The sequence below is a fragment of the Marihabitans asiaticum genome (genome assembly GCF_007828725.1).
Lineage (GTDB): Bacteria > Actinomycetota > Actinomycetes > Actinomycetales > Dermatophilaceae > Marihabitans > Marihabitans asiaticum.
On record NZ_VIUW01000003.1, the window covers coordinates 182903 to 204890 of the forward strand.

A 21988-nucleotide genomic window follows, 5' to 3' on the forward strand; every position below is an offset into this window, starting at 1 on the left:
GATTGTCGGCCGGTCAGACAGAGAGAGCGCCCCGTAGCACGAAAGTGAGTTCCATCTGATGTACGCGATCGTTCGCGCCGGTGGCCGCCAGGAGAAGGTCTCCGTCGGCGACACCATCCTCATCAACCGGGTCAAGGGCGAGGCCGGCGACGCCGTCGACCTCACCCCCCTGCTTCTCGTCGACGGCTCGACCGTCACCAGCGACGCCGACAAGCTCGCGAAGGTGTCGATCAAGGCCGAGGTCGTCGGTCCCGCCAAGGGCCCGAAGATCACGATCATGAAGTACAAGAACAAGACCGGGTACAAGAAGCGCCAGGGCCACCGCCAGCCGCTCACCCAGGTCAAGATCACCGACATCTCGGCCTGACGGCCGCCCAGACGCGAAGGACCAACAGCTATGGCACACAAGAAGGGTGCGTCCTCGACCCGTAACGGTCGCGACTCCAACCCCCAGTTCCTCGGTGTGAAGCGCTTCGGCGGCCAGGTCGTGGGCGCGGGCGAGATCCTCGTCCGGCAGCGCGGCACCCACTTCCACCCCGGCGCCAACGTCGGCCGCGGTGGCGACGACACGCTCTTCGCGCTCGCCCCGGGTGCGGTCGAGTTCGGCACCAAGCGCGGCCGCAAGGTCGTCAACGTCGTCCCGGCGGCCAGCGAGAGCTGATCGTCTAGGCGACACCGGAACCACGTCGAAGGGGGCGGGTCAGCTGGTCGCTGACCCGCCCCCTTCGCCTATCTGCTGGAGGGTGAGATGACGAGCTTCGTCGACCGGGTGGTCCTCGACGTCGAGGCGGGCAAGGGCGGCCATGGCGTCGCCTCGGTGCACCGCGAGAAGTTCAAGCCGCTCGGCGGGCCCGACGGCGGCAACGGCGGCAACGGCGGCGACGTGATCCTCGTCGTCGACACCCAGGTGACCACCCTCCTGGACTACCACCGCAACCCGCACCGCAAGGCGGCCAAGGGCGCGCCCGGCGCCGGCGACGAGCGCGACGGCGCCAACGGCGAGGACCTCGTCCTCCCGGTGCCCGAGGGCACCGTGGTGAAGAACCGGGCGGGTGACGTCCTCGCCGACCTCGTCGGGGAGGGGACCCGGTACGTCGCGGCGAAGGGAGGACGCGGCGGCCTGGGCAACAAGGCCCTGTCCTCGCAGCGGCGCAAGGCGCCCGGCTTCGCGCTGCTCGGCGAGCCCGGCGAGCACGTCGAGATCGTCCTGGAGCTGAAGTCGCTCGCCGACGTCGCACTCATCGGATTCCCCAGCGCGGGCAAGTCCTCGCTCGTCTCGGTCCTCTCCGCGGCCCGGCCGAAGATCGCCGACTACCCCTTCACCACCCTCGTGCCGAACCTCGGGGTGGTCACCGCCGGGACCCAGCGGTACACGATCGCCGACGTCCCCGGGCTGATCCCCGGCGCGAGCGAGGGCAAGGGGCTCGGGCTGCAGTTCCTGCGCCACGTCGAGCGCTGCTCGGTGCTCGTGCACGTCATCGACTGCGCGACCCTCGAGCCCGGGCGTGACCCGATGACCGACCTCGAGGTCATCGAGGCCGAGCTGGCGGCCTACGTCGGGGACGACGCGCTGGGCGGGGTGCCGCTGGCCGAGCGCACCCGCGTCGTCGTGCTGAACAAGGCCGACGTGCCCGAGGCGCGTGACCTCGCCGAGATGGTCACACCGATGCTTCAGGAGCAGGGGCTGGAGGTGCACGTCGTCTCGGCTGTGGCGCACATCGGGCTCAAGGAGCTCAGCTTCGCCCTGGCCCGGCACGTCGCGCAGGCCCAGGCCGAGCGGGAGAGCGAGGTCACCCCGCAGCGGGTGATCCTGCGGCCGAAGGGGGTGGACGACTCCGGCTTCGTCGTGCGGCGCGAGCGCACGCACGACGGCGAGATCTTCCGCGTCGTCGGCGATCGCCCCACCCGGTGGGTGCGCCAGACCGACTTCGGCAACGACGAGGCCGTGGGCTACCTCGCCGATCGGCTGGCCCGCGCCGGGGTGGAGGAGGAGCTGGTCAAGGCGGGCGCCGTCGCCGGGTCGACGGTGCTCATCGGGCCCGAGGACGACGCGGTCGTCTTCGACTGGGAGCCGACCCTCGTCAGCGGCGGAGAGCTGCTCGGCGGGCGCGGCACCGACGCCCGCTTCGAGGAGCGCACCCGGCGCACGAGCAGCGAGCGACGCGAGGAGTTCCACGCTCGCAAGGACGCCCAGACCGCCGCGCGCGAGGAGCTCGCCACGGAGCGGCGCGCCAGGCACTGGACCGAGGACGCCGGGGACACCGAGGACATCGAGGACATCGAGGACGACGAGTGAGCGCCGAGCGCAGCGACGCGCAGGTCCGCGCTCAGCTCGGCGCCGCCCGCCGGATCGTGATCAAGGTGGGCTCCTCCTCGCTCACCTCGGCCGACGGGGGGCACCTGGACCCCCTTCGCCTGCAGGGTGTCGTCGACGCCGCCGCCGCGCGAATCGCCGCCGGCGCCCAGGTCGTCCTCGTCTCCTCCGGCGCGATCGCCGCCGGGATCGGGCCGCTCGGCCTGCCCTCCCGCCCGCGCGACCTCGCGACCCAGCAGGCCGCCGCGAGCGTGGGTCAGGGCGCCCTCGTCGCTGCCTACGACGCCGCCTTCGCCCGGCACGGACGGACCGTCGGGCAGGTGCTGCTCACCGCCGACGACACGACCCGGCGCTCGCACTACACCAACGCCCACCGGACCCTGGCCCGCCTGCTCGACCTGGGCATCGTCCCGATCATCAACGAGAACGACACGGTCGCGACGAGCGAGATCCGATTCGGCGACAACGACCGGCTCGCCGCCCTCGTCGCGCACCTGATCGGCGCTGATGCCCTCGTGCTCCTCACCGACGTCGACGCGCTCTACACCGACAAGCCCGACCGTCCCGGTGCGCGGCGTCTGCCCGTGGTGCGCTACGCCCACGAGCTCGACGCGGTCGACACCAGCGCGACGGGGTCACGGGTGGGTACCGGGGGGATGCAGACCAAGGTCGAGGCCGCGACGATCGCCAACGCCGCCGGCATCACGGCGGTGCTCGCCGCTGCCAACGACGTCGCGGCGGCGCTCGCGGGGGAGGATGTCGGGACCGTCTTCGTCCCGACCTCCCGCCGCCGTCCGGCGCGGTCGTGGTGGCTGGCGCACGCGACGAGCTCGCGCGGCGCGATCGTCGTTGACGCCGGGGCGGTGGCTGCCCTGACCGAGCGCGGCACCTCGCTCCTGCCCGCGGGGGTGGTCGAGGTGCGTGGCACCTTCGCCGACGGTGACCCGGTCGACGTCGTCGGCGTCGACGGCACCGTCGTCGGCCGCGGCCTGACGAGCTACTCCTCGCTCGAGCTGCCGCGGGTCATGGGGCGCTCCACCCGTGACCTCGCGAGCGATCTCGGCCCGGACTACGAGCGAGAGGTCATCCACCGCGACCACCTGGCCGTGCACCCGCGGTGATGGCGCAGGGCCTGCCCACGAGCGGTCTCGCCCGGTGGACCGGCAGACCGGCCGGCCGGGCGCTCGTCGTCCTGCTCGTCCTCGACGCGATCTTCATCGCCGCGCACGTCTTCGGCTACTACGGGCTCAACGTCCTCGGACCCCGGTGGAGCATCAGCACCGACGGCGGCTTCCCGGAGATCGCTGGCAGCGCCTCACGGCGGGACCTGGCCTGCCCCAGCAGGCGTTGACCTCGCGCACGGCCTGATCGACGGCTCGTGGTCGGCGATGGCCTTCGGGCTGCTCGAGGACGGCGGTGAGATGGTCGTCTCAAGCCTGGTCGTGGCCTACGTCGTCCGACTGGTCAGCGGTGGACCGCCGCTGGCCAGGCCCCGCGCGCTGCGCGGCGGCGGGCTCAGCGCACCCGGGTGACGTCGAACTGCATCCGCGGGCTGGCGATCTCGTCCTGGCTCTGGACGAGCTGGAGCTCTCGCCGACCAGAGTCGAGGGTGCGCTTGACGAGGTCCCACACGCTGGAGGCGGTGCGGCCGAGCGCGAGCGCGGCGTCGCCGGTCTGCAGCAGGTGGGTGGTGAAGAGGGCCGCGGTGACATCGCCGGAGCCGTTGCACTTGATCGGCAGGTGCTCGGTCTGGACGATCCACGCGCCGTCACCGTGCACGGCGAGCATCTCGATCGTCCCCTCGGGACGGTCGGGCTGGAGCACCGAGGTGACGAGGACGGTCGAGGGACCCATCTCGCGGGCCGCGTCGACCGAGGCGAGGGTCGACTCCAGGTCCTCGGGCTCGGTCTCGGTGAGGAAGCCGAGCTCGAACTGGTTCGGCGTGATGAGGTCGGCCTGCGGCACGACCCGCTCGCGCAGGAGGACGGGGATGTCCTCGTGGACGAAGCAGCCCGACTTCGCGTTGCCCATCACCGGGTCGCAGGCGTAGATCGCGTCGGGGTTGGCCGCCTTGATCTGGCTCACCGCGTCGAGGATGACGTCACCGATCTGGGTCCCGCCCTGGTAGCCCGAGAGCACCGCGTCGATCTCGCCGAAGGCGTCGCGCTCGCCGACGCCGGTGATGATCTCGTGCACGTCCTCGGCCGGGAGCAGCGGGCCACGCCACTGGCCGTAGCCGGTGTGGTTGCTGAAGGCGACCGTCGGCACCGGCCACACCTCGACCCCGAGGCGCTGCATCGGGAAGACCGCAGCGGAGTTGCCGACGTGACCGTAGGCGACGGTGGACTGGATGGACATGATCGTCGTGCTCACGCGGACCATCCTCCCACCGCCCGGGGCACAATGGGCCACGCGGCCTCAGAGCGAAGCCGTGTGAAGGAGTGATCGTCATGTACTCGTCCGTCGGCATCATCGTGGTGCTCGTCGTCGTGATCGTCGCCATCGCGCTGATCGGGGTGCTGTTGTGGGTCGTCATGGGGCGAAGGGGGGATCAGCCGGCCTCGAGAACCGCGTCGGAGCGCACCGACCGCAGCGCGGCCCGGGCGGCGGCCGGGCCGCATGCCGAGCCGGGGGAGGGGACGGCCAGCCAGGAGAGTGCGGGGACCTCCTCGATGGAGGCGGCCGCGACGTGCGACCAGCCGGACCGGCCGGTCGGAGACGGCACGGACCGCAGGTCGGACGACGCTCAGGCCTAGCCCGCTCCCTCGCCTACGGTTGGGCCCATGAGTGCCTCGACCACCGATGCCGCGCCGGACACGAGCCGGCAAGCCGCTGCCAGCGACGCGGACGTCGCGCGGGTCCACGAGCTCGCCACCCGGTCGCGGGTCGCGGCCCGCAGCCTCGCCCTACTCACCCGGGCCGAGAAGGACGCCGCGCTGCTGGTCCTCGCCGATGCCGTCGACGCGGCGGCCGGGCGGGTCGTCGCGGCAAACGACGAGGACATCGAGCGGGGCCGGTCCCAGGGGATGGCGGAGTCCTTGCAGGACCGCCTCCGGCTGGGCGAAGGGAGGGTCGCCGACGTCGCGCAGGCGCTGCGGGACGTGGCCGCCCTGCCCGACCCGGTCGGTGAGGTCGTACGCGGCTCGACCCTGGCCAACGGGCTGCAGATCCGCCAGGTGCGCGTGCCCATGGGGGTCGTGGGGATGATCTACGAGGCCCGCCCCAACGTGACCGTCGACGCCGCCGGGCTCGGTCTGAAGTCGGGCAACGCAGTGATCCTGCGCGGCGGCAGCGCCGCCGCGAGCACCAACCGGGTCCTCGTCGACGTCATGCGTGAGGCCCTCGCCGAGGCCGGTCTACCGCGGGACGCCGTCCAGCTGCTTGAGGGCGGGCACGGCAGCGTCACCGCGCTGATGCAGGCCCGCGGGCTGGTCGACCTGCTCATCCCGCGCGGGGGTGCCGGGCTCATCGAGTCGGTCGTCACCGGCTCGACCGTGCCGGTGATCGAGACCGGGATCGGCAACTGCCACGTCTACGTGGACGCCGGGGCGGATCTCGAGCGCGCCCGGGCGATCACGGTCAACGCCAAGACCCACCGGCCCAGCGTGTGCAACGCGGCCGAGTCCCTCCTCGTCCACCGTGACGTGGCCGCCGACTTCCTCCCTTCGGCCCTCGCCGAGCTGGCCGACGCTGGGGTGCGCCTGCACGTCGACCAGTCCACGGCAGACCTGGCCGGGGACACTCCGGTCGAGGCGGCCACCGACGAGGACTACGCCACGGAGTACCACGGGCTGGAGATGAGCGTCGCCGTCGTCGAGGACATCGACGCAGCGATCGAGCACGTCGAGCGCTACGGCTCGCAGCACAGCGAGGCGATCGTCACCGAGGACCGGGCCGCCGCCCGCCGCTGGGTGGCCGAGGTCGACGCAGCCGCGGTGCTCGTCAACGCGAGCACCCGCTTCACCGACGGGGGCGAGTTCGGCTTCGGCGCGGAGATCGGCATCTCCACCCAGAAGCTGCACGCCCGTGGCCCGATGGCGCTGCCCGAGCTGACGACGACGAAATGGGTCGTCGAGGGCGAGGGCCACATCCGCTGAAGCCCCGACGCGCCCGTCGGGCGGCATGGTGAGGGCCCCTCCGAGAGATCGGAGGGGCCCTCACGCGTGTGCCGCACCACCGCCGGAGGCGCCGCGGTGACCAGCGGCGACGCCGACAGGCGTCGGTGGCGCATGCTGCAGGCCAGGAGGCACCGTCCGCTGCGGTCACCCGACGCCGAGGCGGCGTCGTCGCGCTCTCGCGCTGTGCAGCGGGCGTTTTCCCCATGGCCCGGTGGCTCCTGGTCGCTGCTGTCAGGGACGAGCAGCGCCAGGCGGTGCAGGGACGTGTCTACCCGCCACGCCGCACCCGATCAACCAGGTGGGTGAGCTGTGCGCCGAACGGGCGCGCGGCGCTTGGTTGTCCACAGGACGAGCCGCATCACGTCGTCCCCGTCCACAGCCCTGTGCACTAAGCCTGTGCACTAAGCCTGTGCAGGAGGCCCTGTGCACCGGTGCGGCGGACACCGCTCGGGGGAGAGGCGAAGCGCGCCGGCCGCACGGGTACGCTGGTCGGCATGCTGAGCACTGTTCTCACCCTTGCCGCCGAGGCCGAGGAGCACTCCGGTGCCCACCACACCGAGCTGCCCTTCAGCCAGTGGGTCTTCGGCGGGATCGCGCTGGCGCTCTTCGCCCTCGCCCTGGCGGCGCTGTGGTCCTTCCGTGGCACGGCCCACAAGTTTTCCGACGGCGCCCACGACGGTGACCACGCGCATGGGGCAGGTGCCGGTGAGGCGCCGCGTACCGATGGGTCGCACGCACTGGCAGACTCCGAGCACGACGTCGTCCCCGAGCGCGTGGGGCCCGCGCGCAGCGACGCACCCTCGCCCGACACGCGTCAGCACCCGAACCACGACTGACATGCGCCTCGGCGTCATGGGTGGGACCTTCGACCCCATCCACCACGGCCACCTCGTGGCCGCGAGCGAGGTGCAGAGCCTCTACGGCCTCGACGAGGTCGTCTTCGTCCCCACCGGTGAGCCCTGGCAGAAGGCGGACAAGCAGGTCAGCCCGGCCGAGGACCGCTACCTCATGACGGTCGTGGCCACGGCGTCCAACCCGCGCTTCACCGTCAGCCGCGTCGACATCGACCGCGAGGGGCCGACCTACACGATCGACACCCTGCGCGACCTGCACGCGGCCCGCCCCGAGGACGAGCTCTTCTTCATCACCGGCGCCGATGCCCTGGCCCAGATCCTGTCGTGGAAGGACGTCGACGAGCTGTGGGAGCTGGCCCACTTCATCGGCGTGACCCGGCCCGGGTACACCCTCTCGGAGTCCGGTCTGCCGGACGAGAAGGTCACGCTCCAGGAGATCCCGGCGATGGCGATCTCCTCCACCGACTGCCGCGAGCGCGTCGCCGACGGCGAGCCGGTCTGGTACCTCGTGCCCGACGGCGTCGTGCAGTACATCAACAAGTACGCCCTGTACACCCGATCCGAAGAGGGGAAGCCCACCACCACGTGAGCGCCACCGACCGAGCCGTCGAGCTCGCCACCCGAGCCGCCCGAGCCGCCTCCGACAAGGTCGCCGAATCCATCGTCGCCCTCGACGTCAGCGAGCAGATGCCGCTGACCGACATCTTCCTCGTGATCTCCGCCGACAACGAGCGCCAGGTCGCCTCCATCGTCGACGCCGTCGAGGACGCGTTGCGCGAGGTCGACGTCAAGCCGCTGCGCCGCGAAGGGGCCCGGGAGGGCCGCTGGGTGCTGCTGGACTTCAACGACATCGTCGTGCACGTCCAGCACGAGGAGGAGCGTGCCTTCTACGAGCTCGAGCGGCTGTGGAAGGACTGCCCGGCCATCGACCTGGGCCTGGAGCAGTGAGCGGCGCGACCGCCCAGATGACCGGCCTCGCCGCCCCGCGTCGCCTCGTCGTGCTGCGCCACGGCGAGACCGACTCCAACGCCAAGGGCATCTGGCAGGGCCAGCTCGACCACGAGCTCTCCGAGCGCGGTCACGCGCAGGCCAAGGCCGCAGCGCGGGCGCTGATCCCCCTTCGTCCCTCCCGCGTGCTCTCCTCGGACCTGCGCCGCGCCCAGGTCACCGGGCAGGACGTCGCGACCGCCTGCGGGGTCGAGCTGAGCACCGACGAGCGGCTGCGCGAGATCCACGCCGGTGGCTGGCAGGGACTGACCGGCACCCAGGTACGCGAGCGCTACCCGGAGGACGCGGAGCGGCTGCTCACCGGCGAGGACTTCCGTCGCGGTGGGACCGGGGAGACGATTGCCGAGGTCGCACAGCGTGCTCGGTCGCTCGTCGACGAGGTGATCGCCTCGATGGAGCCGGGGGAGTGCGTCGTCCTGGCGACCCACGGGGTGACCGCGCGCAGCCTGGTCTGCGACCTCGTCGGGCTGGACCAGCAGCAGTCCTGGCTGGCTATCGGCGGCCTGCGCAACTGCCACTGGGCCCTCCTCGAGGAAGGCCGCGCCGGCTGGCGGATCGCCCAGTGGAATGTCGGACCCGCCCAGGCGCTGGCCACCGACGGCGCCACCGCCTGAGGCCTGCCTCGGGACAGGGGCGCCGCTTCGCCGATTTGGTCGCGGCGGGGGGTGTCTGGGTAAGATTCCGCAGTCCCTTCGGGGGCGAGAGCGACACCGCTCGGGGCTGTAGCGCAGTTGGTAGCGCACCTCCATGGCATGGAGGGGGTCAGGGGTTCGAATCCCCTCAGCTCCACCGATGTGATGTCTCACGACATCTGCACGGCCCGAACCCTCACACCGCTCGCCAGATCTGCCCTCAGGGCAGAAGTTGCGCGCGAGTCGGCCGACACGCCCGCCATTTCTGACCGGACGGCAGAAGTGGCGAAGGGGTGAGAGACGATGGATGTCGTGCCGTCAGGACCAGCTACCGCCACGAGCCAGGCGGATACATCCGACCTCGCGTCGCGCAGGCGCGTCGCACCGGGGGTCGGGCTCGCCCTGCTCGCGGCGCTCCTCGCCTTCGCCGCCGGCCGGCTGGTCACCGGGGTCAGCCCACTGCTCGTCGCGATCGTCCTGGGGATCCTGCTCGCCAACACCACTGGCGTCCCGGCGTGGGCCCGGCCCGGCATCGAGGTCTCGGCGAAGAGGCTCCTGCGCGCTGGGATCGTCCTGCTCGGGCTGCAGCTCGTCCTCGGCGACATCCTCGCCCTCGGCGCGCCGGTCCTGCTCGTCGTCCTCGCGGTCGTCGCCGGCGGCCTGGCCACCGCGGTCTGGGCCGGCCGCCTGCTGCGTGTCCCACCAACCCTCGCGCTGCTCATCGGGTGCGGGTTCTCGATCTGCGGCGCGGCCGCCGTCGCCGCGGCAGCGGGGGTCACCGAGGACGACGAGGACACCGCCGAGCATGCCGCCACCGCGATCGCGCTCGTCGTGATCTTCGGGACCCTGATGATCCCGCTCGTCCCGCTCTGCGCCGCCGCTCTCGACCTCGCCCCCGCTAAGGCCGGGCTGTTTGCCGGCGCCTCGGTCCACGAGGTCGCCCAGGTCGTCGCCGCCGGCGGCATCATCGGCGGGGGAGCACTCACCGTCGCCGTCCTCGTCAAGCTCGCCCGGGTCCTCCTGCTCGCCCCCGTCATCGCGGGCATCGGCCTGCACCGCCGACGCGCCCTCGAGCAGACCGGCCGCAGCGGCCCGACCGGCACCACGCTGCCGCCGGTCGTCCCTCCCTTCGTCCTCGGCTTCCTCGCGATGGTCGCGCTCCGCTCGACGCTCGACCTGCCGGATGCCGCCCTCGACCTCGCGGCGATCGCTCAGACCGCCCTGCTCGCCGCCGCGATGTTCGCCCTCGGGTGCGGCGTGCGCGCCGCCGACCTGCGCAAGGGCGGGCTCGCCCCCTTCGCCCTCGCCGCGATCACGACCGCCGTCGTCGCCGGGATCGCCCTCACCGGAGTCATCCTGGCGGTGCGCTCATGATCGAGCTGCCACAGGGGTGGGCGGGGGAGGCGTGGTTCGTCGCCGCGCTGCTGCTGCTCACCGTCATCGCCACCCTGGTCATGCGCTGGGCCCGGCTCGAGCTCGGCTGGCAGGCGGTCACCGCGGTGCTGCGCGCCGCCCTCCAGCTCGGCGTCGTCGCGCTCGTCCTCTCCGGGGTGCTCTCGACCCCGTGGACCGTCGCCCTCTTCATCCTGCTCATGCTCACCACGGCGTCGCTGACCTCCGCGCGCCGGCTCACCGAGGTCTACCAGGGCCGCCGCGGCGCCGTGCTCGGCGTGCTCGCCGCCTCGCTGCTCACCGTCGTCCTCGTCTTCGCCCTGCACCTCATGGACTGGACCGTGCGCTACCTCATCGCCGTTGCCGGCATCATCATCGGCAACGCGATGGCCGGGGCGACCCTCGTCGGGCGCACCTTCCACGCCACCGCCCGCGAACGCGCCGGAGAGATCGAGGGCTGGTTGGCGCTCGGCGCCACACCGCCGGTCGCGCACGACGACATCGGTCGGCAGTCGGTGCGCGAGATGCTCATCCCCTCGGTCGACCAGACCAAGAGCACCGGCCTGGTCACCCTGCCCGGCGCCTTCGTCGGCGCGATCATGGGCGGAGCCAGTCCGGTGGAGGCGGCGAAGTTCCAGCTCGTCGTCCTCGCGGGGATCCTCCTGGCCAAGGCGGTCTCCGGGATCGTCGTCGCCCGGGTCGCCGGGCGCTCCCCCTTCGTCCCGTACGGATAACCTGCCCGGATGGACGGCACGCTGCTCGAGGTCATCGGCTGGCTCGGCTCCGCGGTGCTCGTTGTCTCGTTGCTGCAGACCAACCTGCACCGGCTGCGGTGGATCAACCTCGTGGGCTGCCTGGTCCTCATCGGCTACAACGCCGCAGTCGGGGTCTGGCCGATGGTCGGGCTCAACGTCGTGCTCGCCGTGATCAACGTCGTCCGCCTCGCCCAGGGCGCCCGCGACCGGCACGACGCCCGAAAGTACGAGGTGCTCGAGGTCCCCGGCGACGACGCCTACCTTAGGCACGTGCTGCGGGTGCACGAGGCCGACATCCGTCGCTTCAACCCCGGCTTCGTCCACGACCCCTTCGCCGACCAGGACGCCTACCTCGTGCTCACCGGTGACGAGACCGTCGGGGTGACGATCGTCGCGGACGAGGGCGAAGGGGTGGGGCAGGTGCTCCTCGACTACGTCACCCCCCGCTACCGCGACCGCAGCCCCGGCGAGTTCGTCTTCGGCAGCGACGGCCCGATCGGCCAGGGCCGGTTCACCACCGTGCGGACACCCCCTGGCATGGTCGCCCCCTACTACGACAGGCTGGGTTTCGTCTCGGCCGGCGACCGGTACGAGAAGCGAGTTGCTCGATGACGCGCGACGAAGGGAGAAGCATGTACCAGCTCATCAAGGGGCAGGAGCGCAGGGGCAGCGGCGGGGAGCAGCCGCTGGTCGACCCCTCGACGGGGGAGGAGCTCGGCACCGTCGACCTGGCCTCCACCGAGGACGTCGATGCGGCGGTGGCCGCTGCAGGCGAGGCGTACTCGGAGTGGTCGCGGCTGCCGCACGTCGAGCGGGCCACGATCATGCACAAGGCGGCGGACATCCTCGACGGCCAGTTCGAGGAGCTCGCCCAGGCCGAGACCGCCGAGTGCGGCAAGGCGATCCGGCTGTGCCGCGAGTTCGACGTGCCAGGCTCGATCGACAACGTGCGCTTCTTCGCCGGAGCCGCCCGGCACCTCACCGGCATGGCCTCGGCCGAGTACAGCGGTGAGCACACCTCGACGATCCGCCGTGAGCCGATCGGGGTCGTCGGCTCGATCGCCCCGTGGAACTACCCGCTGCAGATGGCCGCGTGGAAGGTGCTGCCCGCCATCGCCGCCGGCAACACCATCGTGCTCAAGCCCTCCGAGCTCACCCCGACGACCTCGCTGATCTTCGCCAAGGCCTTCCACGAGGCGGGAGCGCCGGCTGGGACGGTCAACGTCGTCGCCGGCAACGGGCCGGACGCCGGAGCGCACCTCATGCGGCACGAGGACGTGTCGATGGTCTCCTTCACCGGCTCGACCAGGGTCGGGCGCACGGTCCTGGAGGCCGCGGCGACCAACGCCAAGCGGGTCCACCTCGAGCTCGGGGGCAAGGCCCCCTTCGTCGTCTTCGACGACGCCGACCTCGAGGCCGCGATCCACGGCGCGGTCGCCGGGTCGCTGATCAACGTCGGGCAGGACTGCACCGCCGCGACCCGGGCGATCGTGCACCGCAGCGTGCTCGAAGACTTCGTCGCCGGCGTCGCCGACCTCTTCGGCCGGGTCGTCATCGGGCCGACCCGGGACGAGGCCACCGACATGGGCTCGCTCATCTCCTTCGACCACCGCGACAAGGTCGCCGGCATGGTCGAGCGGGCCCGCGGCTACGCCACCGTTGTCTGCGGCGGTGAGGCTCCGCAGAGCGGCGACCTCGCCAACGGCGCGTACTACCGGCCCACCCTCGTCACCGACGCGGCGCCGGACAGCGAGATCGTCCGCGACGAGATCTTCGGCCCGGTCCTGGTCGTCCTGCCCTTCGACGACGACGACGAGGCGATCCGCCTGGCCAACGACACCCCCTACGGCCTTGCCGCCTCGGCGTGGACCACCGACCTGGGCCGGGCGGGTCGGGCCAGCCGCGAGATCCAGGCCGGCTGCGTCTGGATCAACGACCACATCCCGATCATCAGCGAGATGCCGCACGGCGGCTACAAGCAGTCCGGCTTCGGCAAGGACATGTCGCATTACTCCTTCGAGGAGTACACCCAGGTCAAGCACGTGATGACCGACATCACCGGGGCCGCCCGCAAGGAGTGGCACCGCACGATCTTCACCACCTGACCGCGTGGCCTGCGTGGCTGGCTAAAGTCCGCCCCATGCGAGTCAGGAGCGCGGCCCTGTGGGCCCTCACCGCCGGGGCCGCGGCGGCGGACTGGGTGGCGGTCGCCACCGCGAACCGGCGCCTCGAAGTGGTCGCCAAGCCCGGCGCGATGGTCGCCCTCGGGGCCGCTGCGGTGTCCTCGGGTCTGCTGGAGCGTCCCTGGGGCCGAGCCCACCTCACCGGCCTCGCCTTCGGTCTCGGCGGCGACGTGCTGCTCCTCGGTGACGGCGAGGCGTTCTTCCTCGCCGGGCTGAGCTCCTTCCTCGTCGGCCACCTCGCCTACCTGCACGGCTTCTCCCGCATGGGGATGCGCCGCAGCCGGTGGGTGGCGGTAGGAGCGGCGGCGCTCGCGCCGTCCGTTGCGCTCAGCGCCCCGGCGCTGGCCCGCCTATGGGCTGACGGCGGCGTGGTCGCGGTCGCGCCGGTGGGCGCCTACGCGGGGGTGATCGCCGCGATGAGCCTGGGCGCCTGGTCGACGGGGGACCGGCTCCTCGGCCTCGGCTCGAGCCTCTTCGTCCTCAGCGACGCCGTCATCGCCGTCGACGCCTTCGTCGACCCGGTCGAGCAGGCGGGCCTGAAGGTCATGGTGCCGTACCTGCTCGCCCAGGCCCTCATGGCGGCGGCCGCGACCCGGTCCGGCAGCTGACCGGAGCGCTGGCTCCGCCCCCTTCGCCGGTATCGTGCGAGACCGGGCCCGAGCGGCCCTCGTCGACCGCGAGAGACAAGGACTCATGAGCCAGACCCCGCACCGTTACACCGCCGCCCTGGCCGACCAGATCGAGCTGGCCTGGCAGGACCGGTGGGAGGAGGAGGGCAGCTTCCGGGCCCCCAACCCGGCCGGCCCCTGGGCCGAGCCCGAGCGGGTCGCGCAGACCGACGGTCACCTCCTCGTCCTCGACATGTTCCCCTACCCCTCGGGGGCGGGGCTGCACGTCGGGCACCCCCTCGGCTACATCGCCACCGACGTCTACTCCCGCTACCAGCGGATGCTCGGCAAGAACGTCCTGCACTGCCTCGGGTACGACGCCTTCGGCCTGCCGGCCGAGCAGTTCGCCGTGCAGACCGGGCAGCACCCGCGCAAGACCACCGAGGACAACATGGTGGTGATGAAGCGCCAACTGCGCCGCCTCGGCCTGGGCCACGACGACCGCCGCGCCTTCGCCACGATCGACCCCGACTACTACCGCTGGACGCAGTGGATCTTCCTGCAGATCTGGGACTCCTGGTACGACACCGAGGCCGTCCGCGAGGACGGCGGACGGGGTCGGGCGCGGCCCATCGCGGACCTCGTCGCCTCCTTCGAGGCCGGCCGTGACCTGCCGAAGGGGTACTCGGGCACCTGGTCGCAGCTGTCGCCGACCGAGCGGGCGGCCGTGCTCGACGAGTACCGGCTCGCCTACACCAGCCACGCGCCGGTCAACTGGGCGCCCGGCCTCGGGACGGTCCTGGCCAACGAGGAGGTCACTTCCGACGGGCGCAGCGAGCGCGGCAACTTCCCGGTCTTCAAGGCCGACCTGCGCCAGTGGATGATGCGGATCACCGCCTACGCCGACCGCCTCGCCGACGACCTCGACCGGGTCGACTGGCCGGAGAAGGTCAAGGCGATGCAGCGCAACTGGATCGGGCGCAGCGAGGGCGCGTCGGTGACCTTCCCGGTCACGACGACTGCGGGCGAGGCCGCCGGTATCGAGGTCTTCACGACCCGCCCGGACACCCTCTTCGGCGCGACCTTCATGGTGCTTGCCCCCGAGCACCCGCTGCTGGACCAGATCGTCCCCGGCGGTGGCTGGCCCGAGGGCACCCGGCAGGCCTGGACGGCCGAGGCGGACACCCCTTCGTCCGCGGTCGAGGAGTACCGCCGCGCCGCCGCGCGCAAGAGCGACGTCGAGCGACAGATCGAGGACAAGGTCAAGACCGGGGTCTTCACCGGCGCCTACGCGACCAACCCGGTCACCGGCGCGCAGATCCCCGTCTTCGTCGCCGACTACGTGCTCATGGGGTACGGCACCGGCGCGATCATGGCGGTGCCGGCCCAGGACAGCCGCGACTGGGACTTCGCGACCGCCTTCGACCTCGACATCGTCCGGACGGTGCAGCCGAGCGAGGGCCACCCCGATGACGAGGCCTTCACCGGTGACGGGCCCGCGATCAACTCGGCCAACGACGAGATCAGCCTGAACGGCATGGGTGTCGTCGAGGCGAAGTCGGCGATCACCGCCTGGCTCGAGGACAAGGGCCTGGGTCGGGCCACGGTCAGCTACAAGCTGCGTGACTGGCTCTTCTCCCGCCAGCGGTACTGGGGCGAGCCCTTCCCGATCGTCTTCGACGAGGACGGGGTCGCCCATGCGATCCCCGAGGAGCAGCTGCCGGTCGAGCTCCCGGAGGTCGACAACTACTCGCCGAAGACCTTCGACCCGGACGACTCGAGCCAGGAGCCCGAGGCCCCGCTCAGCCGCGCCGAGGAGTGGGTCGACGTCGAGCTCGACCTCGGCGACGGCCCGAAGCGGTACCGCCGCGAGACCAACACGATGCCCAACTGGGCGGGCTCGTGCTGGTACTACCTGCGCTACCTCGACCCGGCGAACGATCAGGCCTTCGTCGACCCGGCCAACGAGGCGTACTGGGTCGGTCCGCGCGAGGAGACCGTCGCCGGCGCGCCCGCGGGGGCCACGGACCCCGGGGGCGTCGACCTCTACATCGGCGGGGTCGAGCACGCGGTGCTGCACCTGCTCTACGCCCGCTTCTGGCACAAGGTCCTCTTCGACCTCGGACACGTGAGCAGCGAGGAGCCCTTCCGCCGCTACTTCTCCCAGGGCTACATCCAGGCCCACGCCTACCGCGACGACCGCGGCCAGCCGGTGCCCGCCGCCGAGGTCGAGGAGAGCGTCCTTGAGGACGGGACGAAGGGGTGGACCTGGCAGGGCCGACCGGTCACCCAGGAGTACGGCAAGATCGGCAAGTCGCTGAAGAACGCGGTCTCCCCGGACGAGATGTACGAGCAGTTCGGCGCCGACACCTTCCGCGTCTACGAGATGTCGCTCGGGCCGCTGGAGCAGTCCAAGCCGTGGGAGACCCGGGCCGTCGTCGGCGCGCAGCGCTTCCTCCAGCGGGTGTGGCGCAACGTCGTCGACGAGGAGACCGGTGAGCTGCGGGTCACCGACGACGCCCTCGACGCCGACACCGAGCGGGTGCTCCACCAGAGCATTGCCGCGGTCCGCGCCGACTACGCCTCGCTCGGCTTCAACACCGCGATCGCCCGCCTCATCGAGCTGAACAACGCGATCACCAAGCTGCCCGCGCCGCCCCGGGCCGCGGTCGAGCCGCTCGTGCTGATGATCGCTCCGGTCGCCCCGCACATCGCCGAGGAGCTGTGGGCTCGGCTCGGGCACACCACGTCGCTGGTGCACGAGGACTTCCCCGTCGCCGACGAGTCCAAGACGGTCGAGTCCAGCGTCACCTGCGTCATCCAGATCAAGGGCAAGGTGCGCGACCGGGTCGAGGTGCCTGCGGACATCGACGAGGACGCGCTGCGCGAGCTGGCGCTGTCCCGGGAGAAGGTCGCGGCGGCGACCACCGACGGGGTCCGTACCGTCATCGTCCGTGCACCCAAGCTCGTCAACGTCGTCCCGGTCTAGGAGGTGCTCTCGTGAGCCGCGTCGCGGTCGTCACCGACTCCACCGCGACCTTCCCCGTGGGCAGCGATACCTCGTCGGTGCGGGTCGTGCCGCTGCAGGTGCTCGCGGGGGAGTCGACCTGGACCGACGGTGAGGTGAGCGGGCGTGACATCGCGGCCGCGATGCGCGAGAAGCAGCGGGTCAGCACCTCGCGACCGACCCCGCACGCGATGCTCGCCGCGTACGAGGCGGCCGCGGAGCAAGGGGCGAGCGAGGTCGTCTCGATCCACCTCTCCTCGGCCCTGTCCTCGACCTATGACAGCGCGTGCAGCGCCGCGGCGGACGCGCCGGTCCCGGTGCGGGTGGTCGACAGCCGCACGATCTCCTACCCGCTCGGGCAGGCGGTCCTGGCTGCCGTGGAGGCGGCGGAGGACGGGGAGGACGGCGAAGGGGTCGAACGTGCCGCCCTGGCGGTCAGCGGAGCCTCCGAGGTGCTGCTCTACGTCGCGACCCTGGAGCACCTGCGCCGCGGCGGGCGGATCGGCGGAGCCCAGGCGTTGCTCGGGTCGGCACTGTCGATCAAGCCGATCCTCGAGCTGCGCGACGGCGTGGTCGAGCCGCTGGAGCGAGTGCGCACGGCGGGCAGGGCCCTCGCCCGGGTCGAGGCGCTCGCGATTGAGCGGGCGGGCCGGCTGGCCGGCGAAGGGGGAGTGCTCCGGGCCGCCGTGGTGCACCTGGACGCGCAGGAACGCGCCGCCAGGCTGCAGGAGTCGCTGTCGGAGGCGCTCGACGTGCCGGTCGAGCTCGCCGAGCTCGGCGCCGTCATCGGCGCCCACGTCGGTCCGGGCACGATCGCTGTGGGGCTGACCGGCCGACCCTAGCGCCGAGTGCTCGCTCCGGCCAGATAGCCGTCGACGAGGGCGGTGACCGCACGCACCGAGTCCTCGACGCTGCGCTCGCACTCGGAGGTCTCGTGGTCCATCGACAGCATGAAGAGCGACCCGACGGTCGCCACCGCGAGCGATCGCGGCTCCGGCTGGTCCGGGACGTTGTGGCTTTGCGCGAGCGAGGCGATCATGGCGCTCACCTGGTCCAGCAGCGCCTGGCGGTGAGCGCTGAGCGCCGCGGACTTCTCGCTCCCGGGGCGCCAGAACTCCGCGATGACCAGCCGGGCGAAGCCGGGGTGTCCCTGGAGGAACTGCAGGGCCCACCGCGCAGCGGCCGTCAGCCCTTCGCGGGGGTCGTCTTGAGCCTCGAAGGCGTCGGCGACGCCGGTCATCACCAGCTCCAGGCCGTAGCAGAGCAGGCCCTCGACCATCGCCCCCTTCGACCCGAAGTTGTAGTACACGGTGCCCTTGGACACCCCGGCCGCGGCGGCCACCTCCTCGACGGTGGTCGACCCGGTGCCCTTCTCACTCATCACCGCCATCGCCGCCTCGAAGAGGCGCAGCTGGGTCTTGCGGGTGCGCTCCGGGCGCCGCCTGACGGGGGCGCCGGAGCGCTCGCTCGTGGTCGTCACCTCAGAGCACCACTTCCGGGTGGAGCTTGCTCAGCGTCCAGGTGCGATGGCGCACCGTGCCGAGGTAGCTGAAGGCCAGGCCAATGGCCAGGTAGAGCAGCATCAGGGCGCTCAGCCCGGCGATCGAGCCCAGGTCGACGCCGTAGATGAGCCGGCGCATCCCGGTCAGCCCGTAGCTCATCGGGAGCACATGGTGCAGCCAGCGCAGGGACTCCGGCAGGGTCTCGTAGGGCATCATCCCGCCGCAGGTCACGAGCTGGAGGATGAGCAGGATGAGCACGAGCAGCTTGCCCGGCGCCTCGAGCAGCGCGATGAGTCCTTGGACGATCGCCGAGAACGAGACTGAGACGAGGACGAGGAAGAGCAGCACCAGCCACGGCCGTTCCATCTCGAAGTCGAGGGCGAGCTTGACCACGGTGAAGAGCACCACGGCCTGACCGGCACCGATGAGCGCGAAGGGGAGCCACGAGCCGAGCGTCACCCGCAGGTTCGAGGTGTTCGAGGCCAGGGCGCGGTCGTTGGAGGCGCGGAGGAACTGCCCGGCCATGAGCAGACCGATCCACAGGGCGAGCACCATGAAGAACGGCCCCATCCCCTCGCCGTACGTGCTGGCCGAACCGAGTGAGCTGCCCTGCGTCTGCACCGGCTTGGACATCACCGAGGCGAGCGAGTCGCGCTCCTCCTCGTCCAGGTCGGGGATCTGGTCCTTGCCCTTCTCCAGGCCCTTGTTCAGCTCGTCGGTGCCCTCTTCGAGCCGGTCCGACCCGTCCTGGACCTGCCCGGCGCCGTCGTCGAGCTCGGAGGACCCCTCGACCGCCTTGCCGGTCCCGTCGGCCAGCTGCTCGGCACCGTCGAGCGCCCGCTCCTGCCCGGCGACGAGCTGCTCGACCCCGGAGACGAGCTGGCCGGTGCCGTCGCGCAGCTGGCCGGTGCCCTGGGTGAGGCGGGTCGCGCCGGCGTTGAGCTGACCGGCGGCCGAGTCGAGGTCCCCGACCTTGTCGTCGAGCGTGCTCAGCCCGTCCGCCAGGGTCCCCGCTCCGGAGCTCAGCTCGTCGGCGCCGTCGGCGAGGTCACCGGTCCGGTCGGCGAGGGTCGTGGCACCGTCGGCGAGCGTGCCGGCCGCGGTGCTGGCCTCCTCGAGACCGCTGTCGAGCCGGCCGGCGCCGGCGTCGATCTGCGCCACGGCGCCGATCAGGGTGTCGATCTGACCGCCGATGCTCGACCCGCCACCGGCCGCGCAGGCCGACCCGCGAAGCTCGGTGAGGCCGGACCCGACGTCGCTGGCCTCGAACCGGTCCAACCCCTTGGCGGTCGCGTCGGCCACCCTGCTGCGGGCCGCCTCGCCGGAGACGTCGGTGACGATCTGGTCGGCCTGGGCCTGGGTGAGTACCCCGGAGTCGACGAGCGGTTGCACCTGCTCGGCGACGACCGACCCGACCTCGGAGACGACCGCGTTGGAGACGTCCGTGCCCAGCCGGCCGGTCGCCTCCGCGTCGTTGATCGCCGAGAGATCGGTGCAGACCTGCTCGAGGTTCGTGGAGACCTCACCAAGGCCCGAGCTCTGGAGACTCTCGTCGAGCTGGGAGGTGCCGTCGCGCAGGTCCGAGGCACCTTCGCTCAGCGCTCGTGTGCCGTCGGCGAGCTCACCGGCACCCGAGCTGAGCCGGTCCGCGCCGTCCTTCAGCTGGCCGGCGCCGTCGGCCAGCTCGGCCGATCCGGACGCGAGGTCGCGTCCTCCCTTCGCCGCGGTGGCCGTCGCGTCCGACAGGCGGCCCGTTCCGTCGGCGAGCTGTCCGAGCCCGCCGGAGAGCTCGGTGGCTCCCTCGTCGACCCTGCGCGCCCCGTCGTCGAGAGCGCGAGCGCCGTCCAGGCCGTCTCGTGCGCCGGCGAGGAGCTGTCCCTGCCCGTCGACGAGGGTGAGTGCACCGTCGTTGAGCTGCAGGGCGCCGTCCTTGAGCTGGGCGGTCCCGTCCTTGAGCTGGTCGATGGCCGAGGAGAGCTCGACCGTGCCATTGGCGATCTCGCGCGAGCCGTCGGCCGCCTCGGCGACCTGGTCATGGATCGTGGTGAAGGAGGCGAGCAGCTGGCTCGCGGTCTCCTCGCCGACCTCCGAGGACACGGTGTCCCGGACGGTCGTGCCGGCCTTGCCCACGATGTTGGTCAGGAGGTAGTTGTTCGCGTCGTTGGTGATCAGCTCGATCCCGGCTGCCTCGGGGTCGACCGGACCGGCACTGCCGTCCTCGTCCGGGGCGAAGCGTGAGGTCGAGAGCAGGTGCTCGGTGAAGTCCGCAGGGGTCACGAGGGCGAAGTCGACCGTGCCGTCGGTGACGTCCTCGACCGCTGCCTCTCGGTCGGGGTAGTCGTGCCAGTCGAAGTCCGCGGACTCACGCAGCTCGTCGCCGACCTCCTGCCCGGTGTTGCGGAAGGTGCCATCCTCGGTCGTCGCGCCCTTGTCGCTGACGACCAGCGCGCCCTTGACCTCGTCGACGTTGCCGTAGATGTCCCAGTTGGAGTAGAGGTACACGCCGCCGTAGAGCAGCGGGATGCACAGCATCGCGATGAGCACGAGCTTGGGCATGACGCCGCCGGAGAAGCGCTTGATCTCGGTGAGAGCGAGGCGAAGGGAGGTCATGACGTGGTGCTTTCCTCATCGGTCTGTGCGGAGGTGTCGGGCGACCCTGTCTCAGCCGCCGTGTCGGCGGAGGTCTCGGTGGCCGGCTCGTCGACGGTGTCGATCGGTGCGTCCGGCTCGTTCTCGGCCGGTTGGTCCTCGGTCGGGGGTTGGTCCTCGGCCTTCTGGTCCTCGGCCTTCTGCTCCTCGGCCGTCTGGTCCTCGCCGCTCTCGTCGGCGTCATCGACGGCCGCGGCCGAGGTGCTCCCGCCGCGGGGGTCGGCGGACCCGGCGGTGGTGAGCGAGGCCGGCAGGTGCGAGCCGACATGGTGATCGGCCTCGTCGTCGCTCGCCACCGGGCCGGCGTGCTCCCCGCCGGCTGGGGTCTCTTCCTCACTCTCCCCGGCGATGGCCACCGGACCGTTCCACTTCTCGGAGATGTGCGGGACCACCGCAACGACGGCGCGGGGGTGGTCGGGGTCCTGGGCGAGCTGCTCCAGCCGGGGGATCCAGGTGACAGAGTGGTTGGCGTGGCGCGACGGGGTGTCGAACACGAGGAGGTCGGCCCCGGAGTTGCTGCGTGCCAGCGCGACGGTGAGGCGGATCCGCTGCTCGCCGGTGAGTTCCTCGTCCCAGAGGTTGTCGAGGTCCTCGAGGTCGTGGTCGGCGAGCCACTGCCCGGAATGCGGTCGGCGCAGGAAGGGGTGCGGCTGGTAGGAGAGCATCTCCGAGACGTAGTCACGGACCCGCATGTGGGTCTCGATCTCGTTGACCTCCGGGCTGTCGATGAGCTCGGATGCTCGGCGCAGGGCGGAGCGGGCGTCGTCGCCGCCCCAGCGCACGGTCCCGCCGCCGGGCTTCATCCGACCGGTGAGGATCAGGCTCAGGCCGGTCCGGGCCAGCTGGCTCGGCGCCTGGACGAGGATGAGCTCGCCGGGCGCGACGCTGAAGCTCGTCGAGTGGAAGAGCGGGGCGTGCCGCCCGTCGGCGGAGAGTCGGTCGACGGTCAGCACGGCCGCGACCGGT

Annotated in this window: 23 protein-coding genes and 1 tRNA gene; 20 read left to right on the forward strand and 4 right to left on the reverse strand. The window is 71.8% G+C overall.

The features are described from left to right. Positions 1-58 precede the first annotated feature (58 nt). From rplU to FB557_RS14180, 6 genes are all read left to right on the forward strand, one after another. Positions 59-367, forward strand: coding sequence for a 50S ribosomal protein L21 (rplU, locus tag FB557_RS09015; protein ID WP_144857288.1), 309 nt, complete (start codon positions 59-61; stop codon positions 365-367). A gap of 30 nt (positions 368-397) precedes the next feature. Next, positions 398-661: a 50S ribosomal protein L27 gene (gene rpmA, locus FB557_RS09020; RefSeq protein WP_144857289.1), complete on the forward strand. Its 264-nt coding sequence runs from the start codon at positions 398-400 to the stop codon at positions 659-661. A gap of 87 nt (positions 662-748) precedes the next feature. After that, a complete protein-coding gene (gene obgE, locus FB557_RS09025; RefSeq protein ID WP_144857290.1) occupies positions 749-2296 on the forward strand; it encodes a GTPase ObgE in 1548 nt (515 codons plus the stop codon). Continuing rightward, positions 2293-3435, forward strand: coding sequence for a glutamate 5-kinase (gene proB, locus FB557_RS09030; protein ID WP_144857291.1), 1143 nt, complete (start codon positions 2293-2295; stop codon positions 3433-3435). The genes obgE and proB overlap by 4 nt, the downstream gene beginning before the upstream one ends. After that, positions 3435-3665, forward strand: coding sequence for a hypothetical protein (locus FB557_RS09035; protein ID WP_144857292.1), 231 nt, complete (start codon positions 3435-3437; stop codon positions 3663-3665). Before proB ends, FB557_RS09035 begins: the two co-directional genes overlap by 1 nt. A gap of 37 nt (positions 3666-3702) precedes the next feature. Continuing rightward, positions 3703-3846: a hypothetical protein gene (locus tag FB557_RS14180; RefSeq protein ID WP_170236252.1), complete on the forward strand. Its 144-nt coding sequence runs from the start codon at positions 3703-3705 to the stop codon at positions 3844-3846. On the opposite strand, the gene pdxY is transcribed toward FB557_RS14180, so the two are convergent. Beyond that, on the reverse strand, positions 3830-4672 hold the full coding sequence (gene pdxY, locus FB557_RS09040; RefSeq protein ID WP_246074720.1) for a pyridoxal kinase PdxY: 843 nt from the start codon (positions 4670-4672) through the stop codon (positions 3830-3832). The two genes, FB557_RS14180 and pdxY, sit on opposite strands and share 17 nt — an antisense overlap. Positions 4673-4764: 92 nt before the next feature. Here pdxY and FB557_RS09045 point away from each other — a divergent pair, with 92 nt between their 5' ends. The 14 genes from FB557_RS09045 (at position 4765) to FB557_RS09110 (ending at position 17713) form a co-directional block, all read left to right on the forward strand. Continuing rightward, entirely contained in the window at positions 4765-5070 is a 306-nt protein-coding gene (locus FB557_RS09045; protein WP_144857294.1) for a hypothetical protein, read from the forward strand. Between the two features lie 27 nt (positions 5071-5097). Next, on the forward strand, positions 5098-6411 hold the full coding sequence (locus tag FB557_RS09050) for a glutamate-5-semialdehyde dehydrogenase (RefSeq protein WP_144857295.1): 1314 nt from the start codon (positions 5098-5100) through the stop codon (positions 6409-6411). A 515-nt stretch (positions 6412-6926) separates the two neighbouring features. Beyond that, positions 6927-7268 (forward strand): hypothetical protein, encoded by a 342-nt coding sequence (locus FB557_RS09055; protein WP_144857296.1) that lies wholly within the window; start codon positions 6927-6929, stop codon positions 7266-7268. Between the two features lie 16 nt (positions 7269-7284). Next, complete coding sequence (nadD, locus tag FB557_RS09060; RefSeq protein WP_246074722.1) at positions 7285-7875, forward strand: nicotinate-nucleotide adenylyltransferase; 591 nt, start codon at positions 7285-7287, stop codon at positions 7873-7875. Next, on the forward strand, positions 7872-8234 hold the full coding sequence (gene rsfS / locus FB557_RS09065) for a ribosome silencing factor (protein ID WP_144857298.1): 363 nt from the start codon (positions 7872-7874) through the stop codon (positions 8232-8234). Before nadD ends, rsfS begins: the two co-directional genes overlap by 4 nt. Beyond that, the gene (locus FB557_RS09070) at positions 8231-8908 is read left to right on the forward strand and encodes a histidine phosphatase family protein (RefSeq protein WP_246074625.1); all 678 of its coding nucleotides are present in this window, start codon (positions 8231-8233) and stop codon (positions 8906-8908) included. The genes rsfS and FB557_RS09070 overlap by 4 nt, the downstream gene beginning before the upstream one ends. A 102-nt stretch (positions 8909-9010) precedes the next feature. Beyond that, positions 9011-9083, forward strand: a tRNA-Ala gene (locus FB557_RS09075). A 146-nt stretch (positions 9084-9229) separates the two neighbouring features. After that, a complete protein-coding gene (locus tag FB557_RS09080) occupies positions 9230-10300 on the forward strand; it encodes a YeiH family protein (RefSeq protein ID WP_144857299.1) in 1071 nt (356 codons plus the stop codon). Continuing rightward, positions 10297-11052 carry an ABC transporter permease gene (locus tag FB557_RS09085; protein ID WP_144857300.1) on the forward strand — a complete coding sequence of 252 codons (756 nt, stop codon included), beginning with the start codon at positions 10297-10299 and terminating at the stop codon, positions 11050-11052. The genes FB557_RS09080 and FB557_RS09085 overlap by 4 nt, the downstream gene beginning before the upstream one ends. 9 nt (positions 11053-11061) lie before the next feature. Beyond that, positions 11062-11685, forward strand: a complete 624-nt coding sequence (locus FB557_RS09090; protein WP_144857301.1) for a YgjV family protein — start codon at positions 11062-11064, stop codon at positions 11683-11685. Positions 11686-11705: 20 nt separating this feature from the next. Next, a complete protein-coding gene (locus FB557_RS09095) occupies positions 11706-13178 on the forward strand; it encodes a gamma-aminobutyraldehyde dehydrogenase (RefSeq protein WP_144857302.1) in 1473 nt (490 codons plus the stop codon). A gap of 35 nt (positions 13179-13213) precedes the next feature. Continuing rightward, a complete protein-coding gene (locus FB557_RS09100) occupies positions 13214-13864 on the forward strand; it encodes a lysoplasmalogenase family protein (protein WP_144857303.1) in 651 nt (216 codons plus the stop codon). Between the two features lie 85 nt (positions 13865-13949). After that, a complete protein-coding gene (leuS, locus tag FB557_RS09105) occupies positions 13950-16853 on the forward strand; it encodes a leucine--tRNA ligase (protein ID WP_144857304.1) in 2904 nt (967 codons plus the stop codon). Between the two features lie 11 nt (positions 16854-16864). Beyond that, complete coding sequence (locus FB557_RS09110) at positions 16865-17713, forward strand: DegV family protein (protein WP_144857305.1); 849 nt, start codon at positions 16865-16867, stop codon at positions 17711-17713. On the opposite strand, the gene FB557_RS09115 is transcribed toward FB557_RS09110, so the two are convergent. From FB557_RS09115 to FB557_RS09125, 3 genes are read right to left on the reverse strand one after another with little or no spacing between them, the layout of a single operon-like run. Beyond that, positions 17710-18351: a TetR/AcrR family transcriptional regulator gene (locus FB557_RS09115; protein WP_144857306.1), complete on the reverse strand. Its 642-nt coding sequence runs from the start codon at positions 18349-18351 to the stop codon at positions 17710-17712. The two genes, FB557_RS09110 and FB557_RS09115, sit on opposite strands and share 4 nt — an antisense overlap. Position 18352: 1 nt before the next feature. Beyond that, positions 18353-20983: a YhgE/Pip domain-containing protein gene (locus tag FB557_RS09120; RefSeq protein ID WP_144857307.1), complete on the reverse strand. Its 2631-nt coding sequence runs from the start codon at positions 20981-20983 to the stop codon at positions 18353-18355. Continuing rightward, entirely contained in the window at positions 20980-21975 is a 996-nt protein-coding gene (locus tag FB557_RS09125) for a hypothetical protein (protein ID WP_144857308.1), read from the reverse strand. Before FB557_RS09125 ends, FB557_RS09120 begins: the two co-directional genes overlap by 4 nt. Positions 21976-21988: the final 13 nt, after the last annotated feature.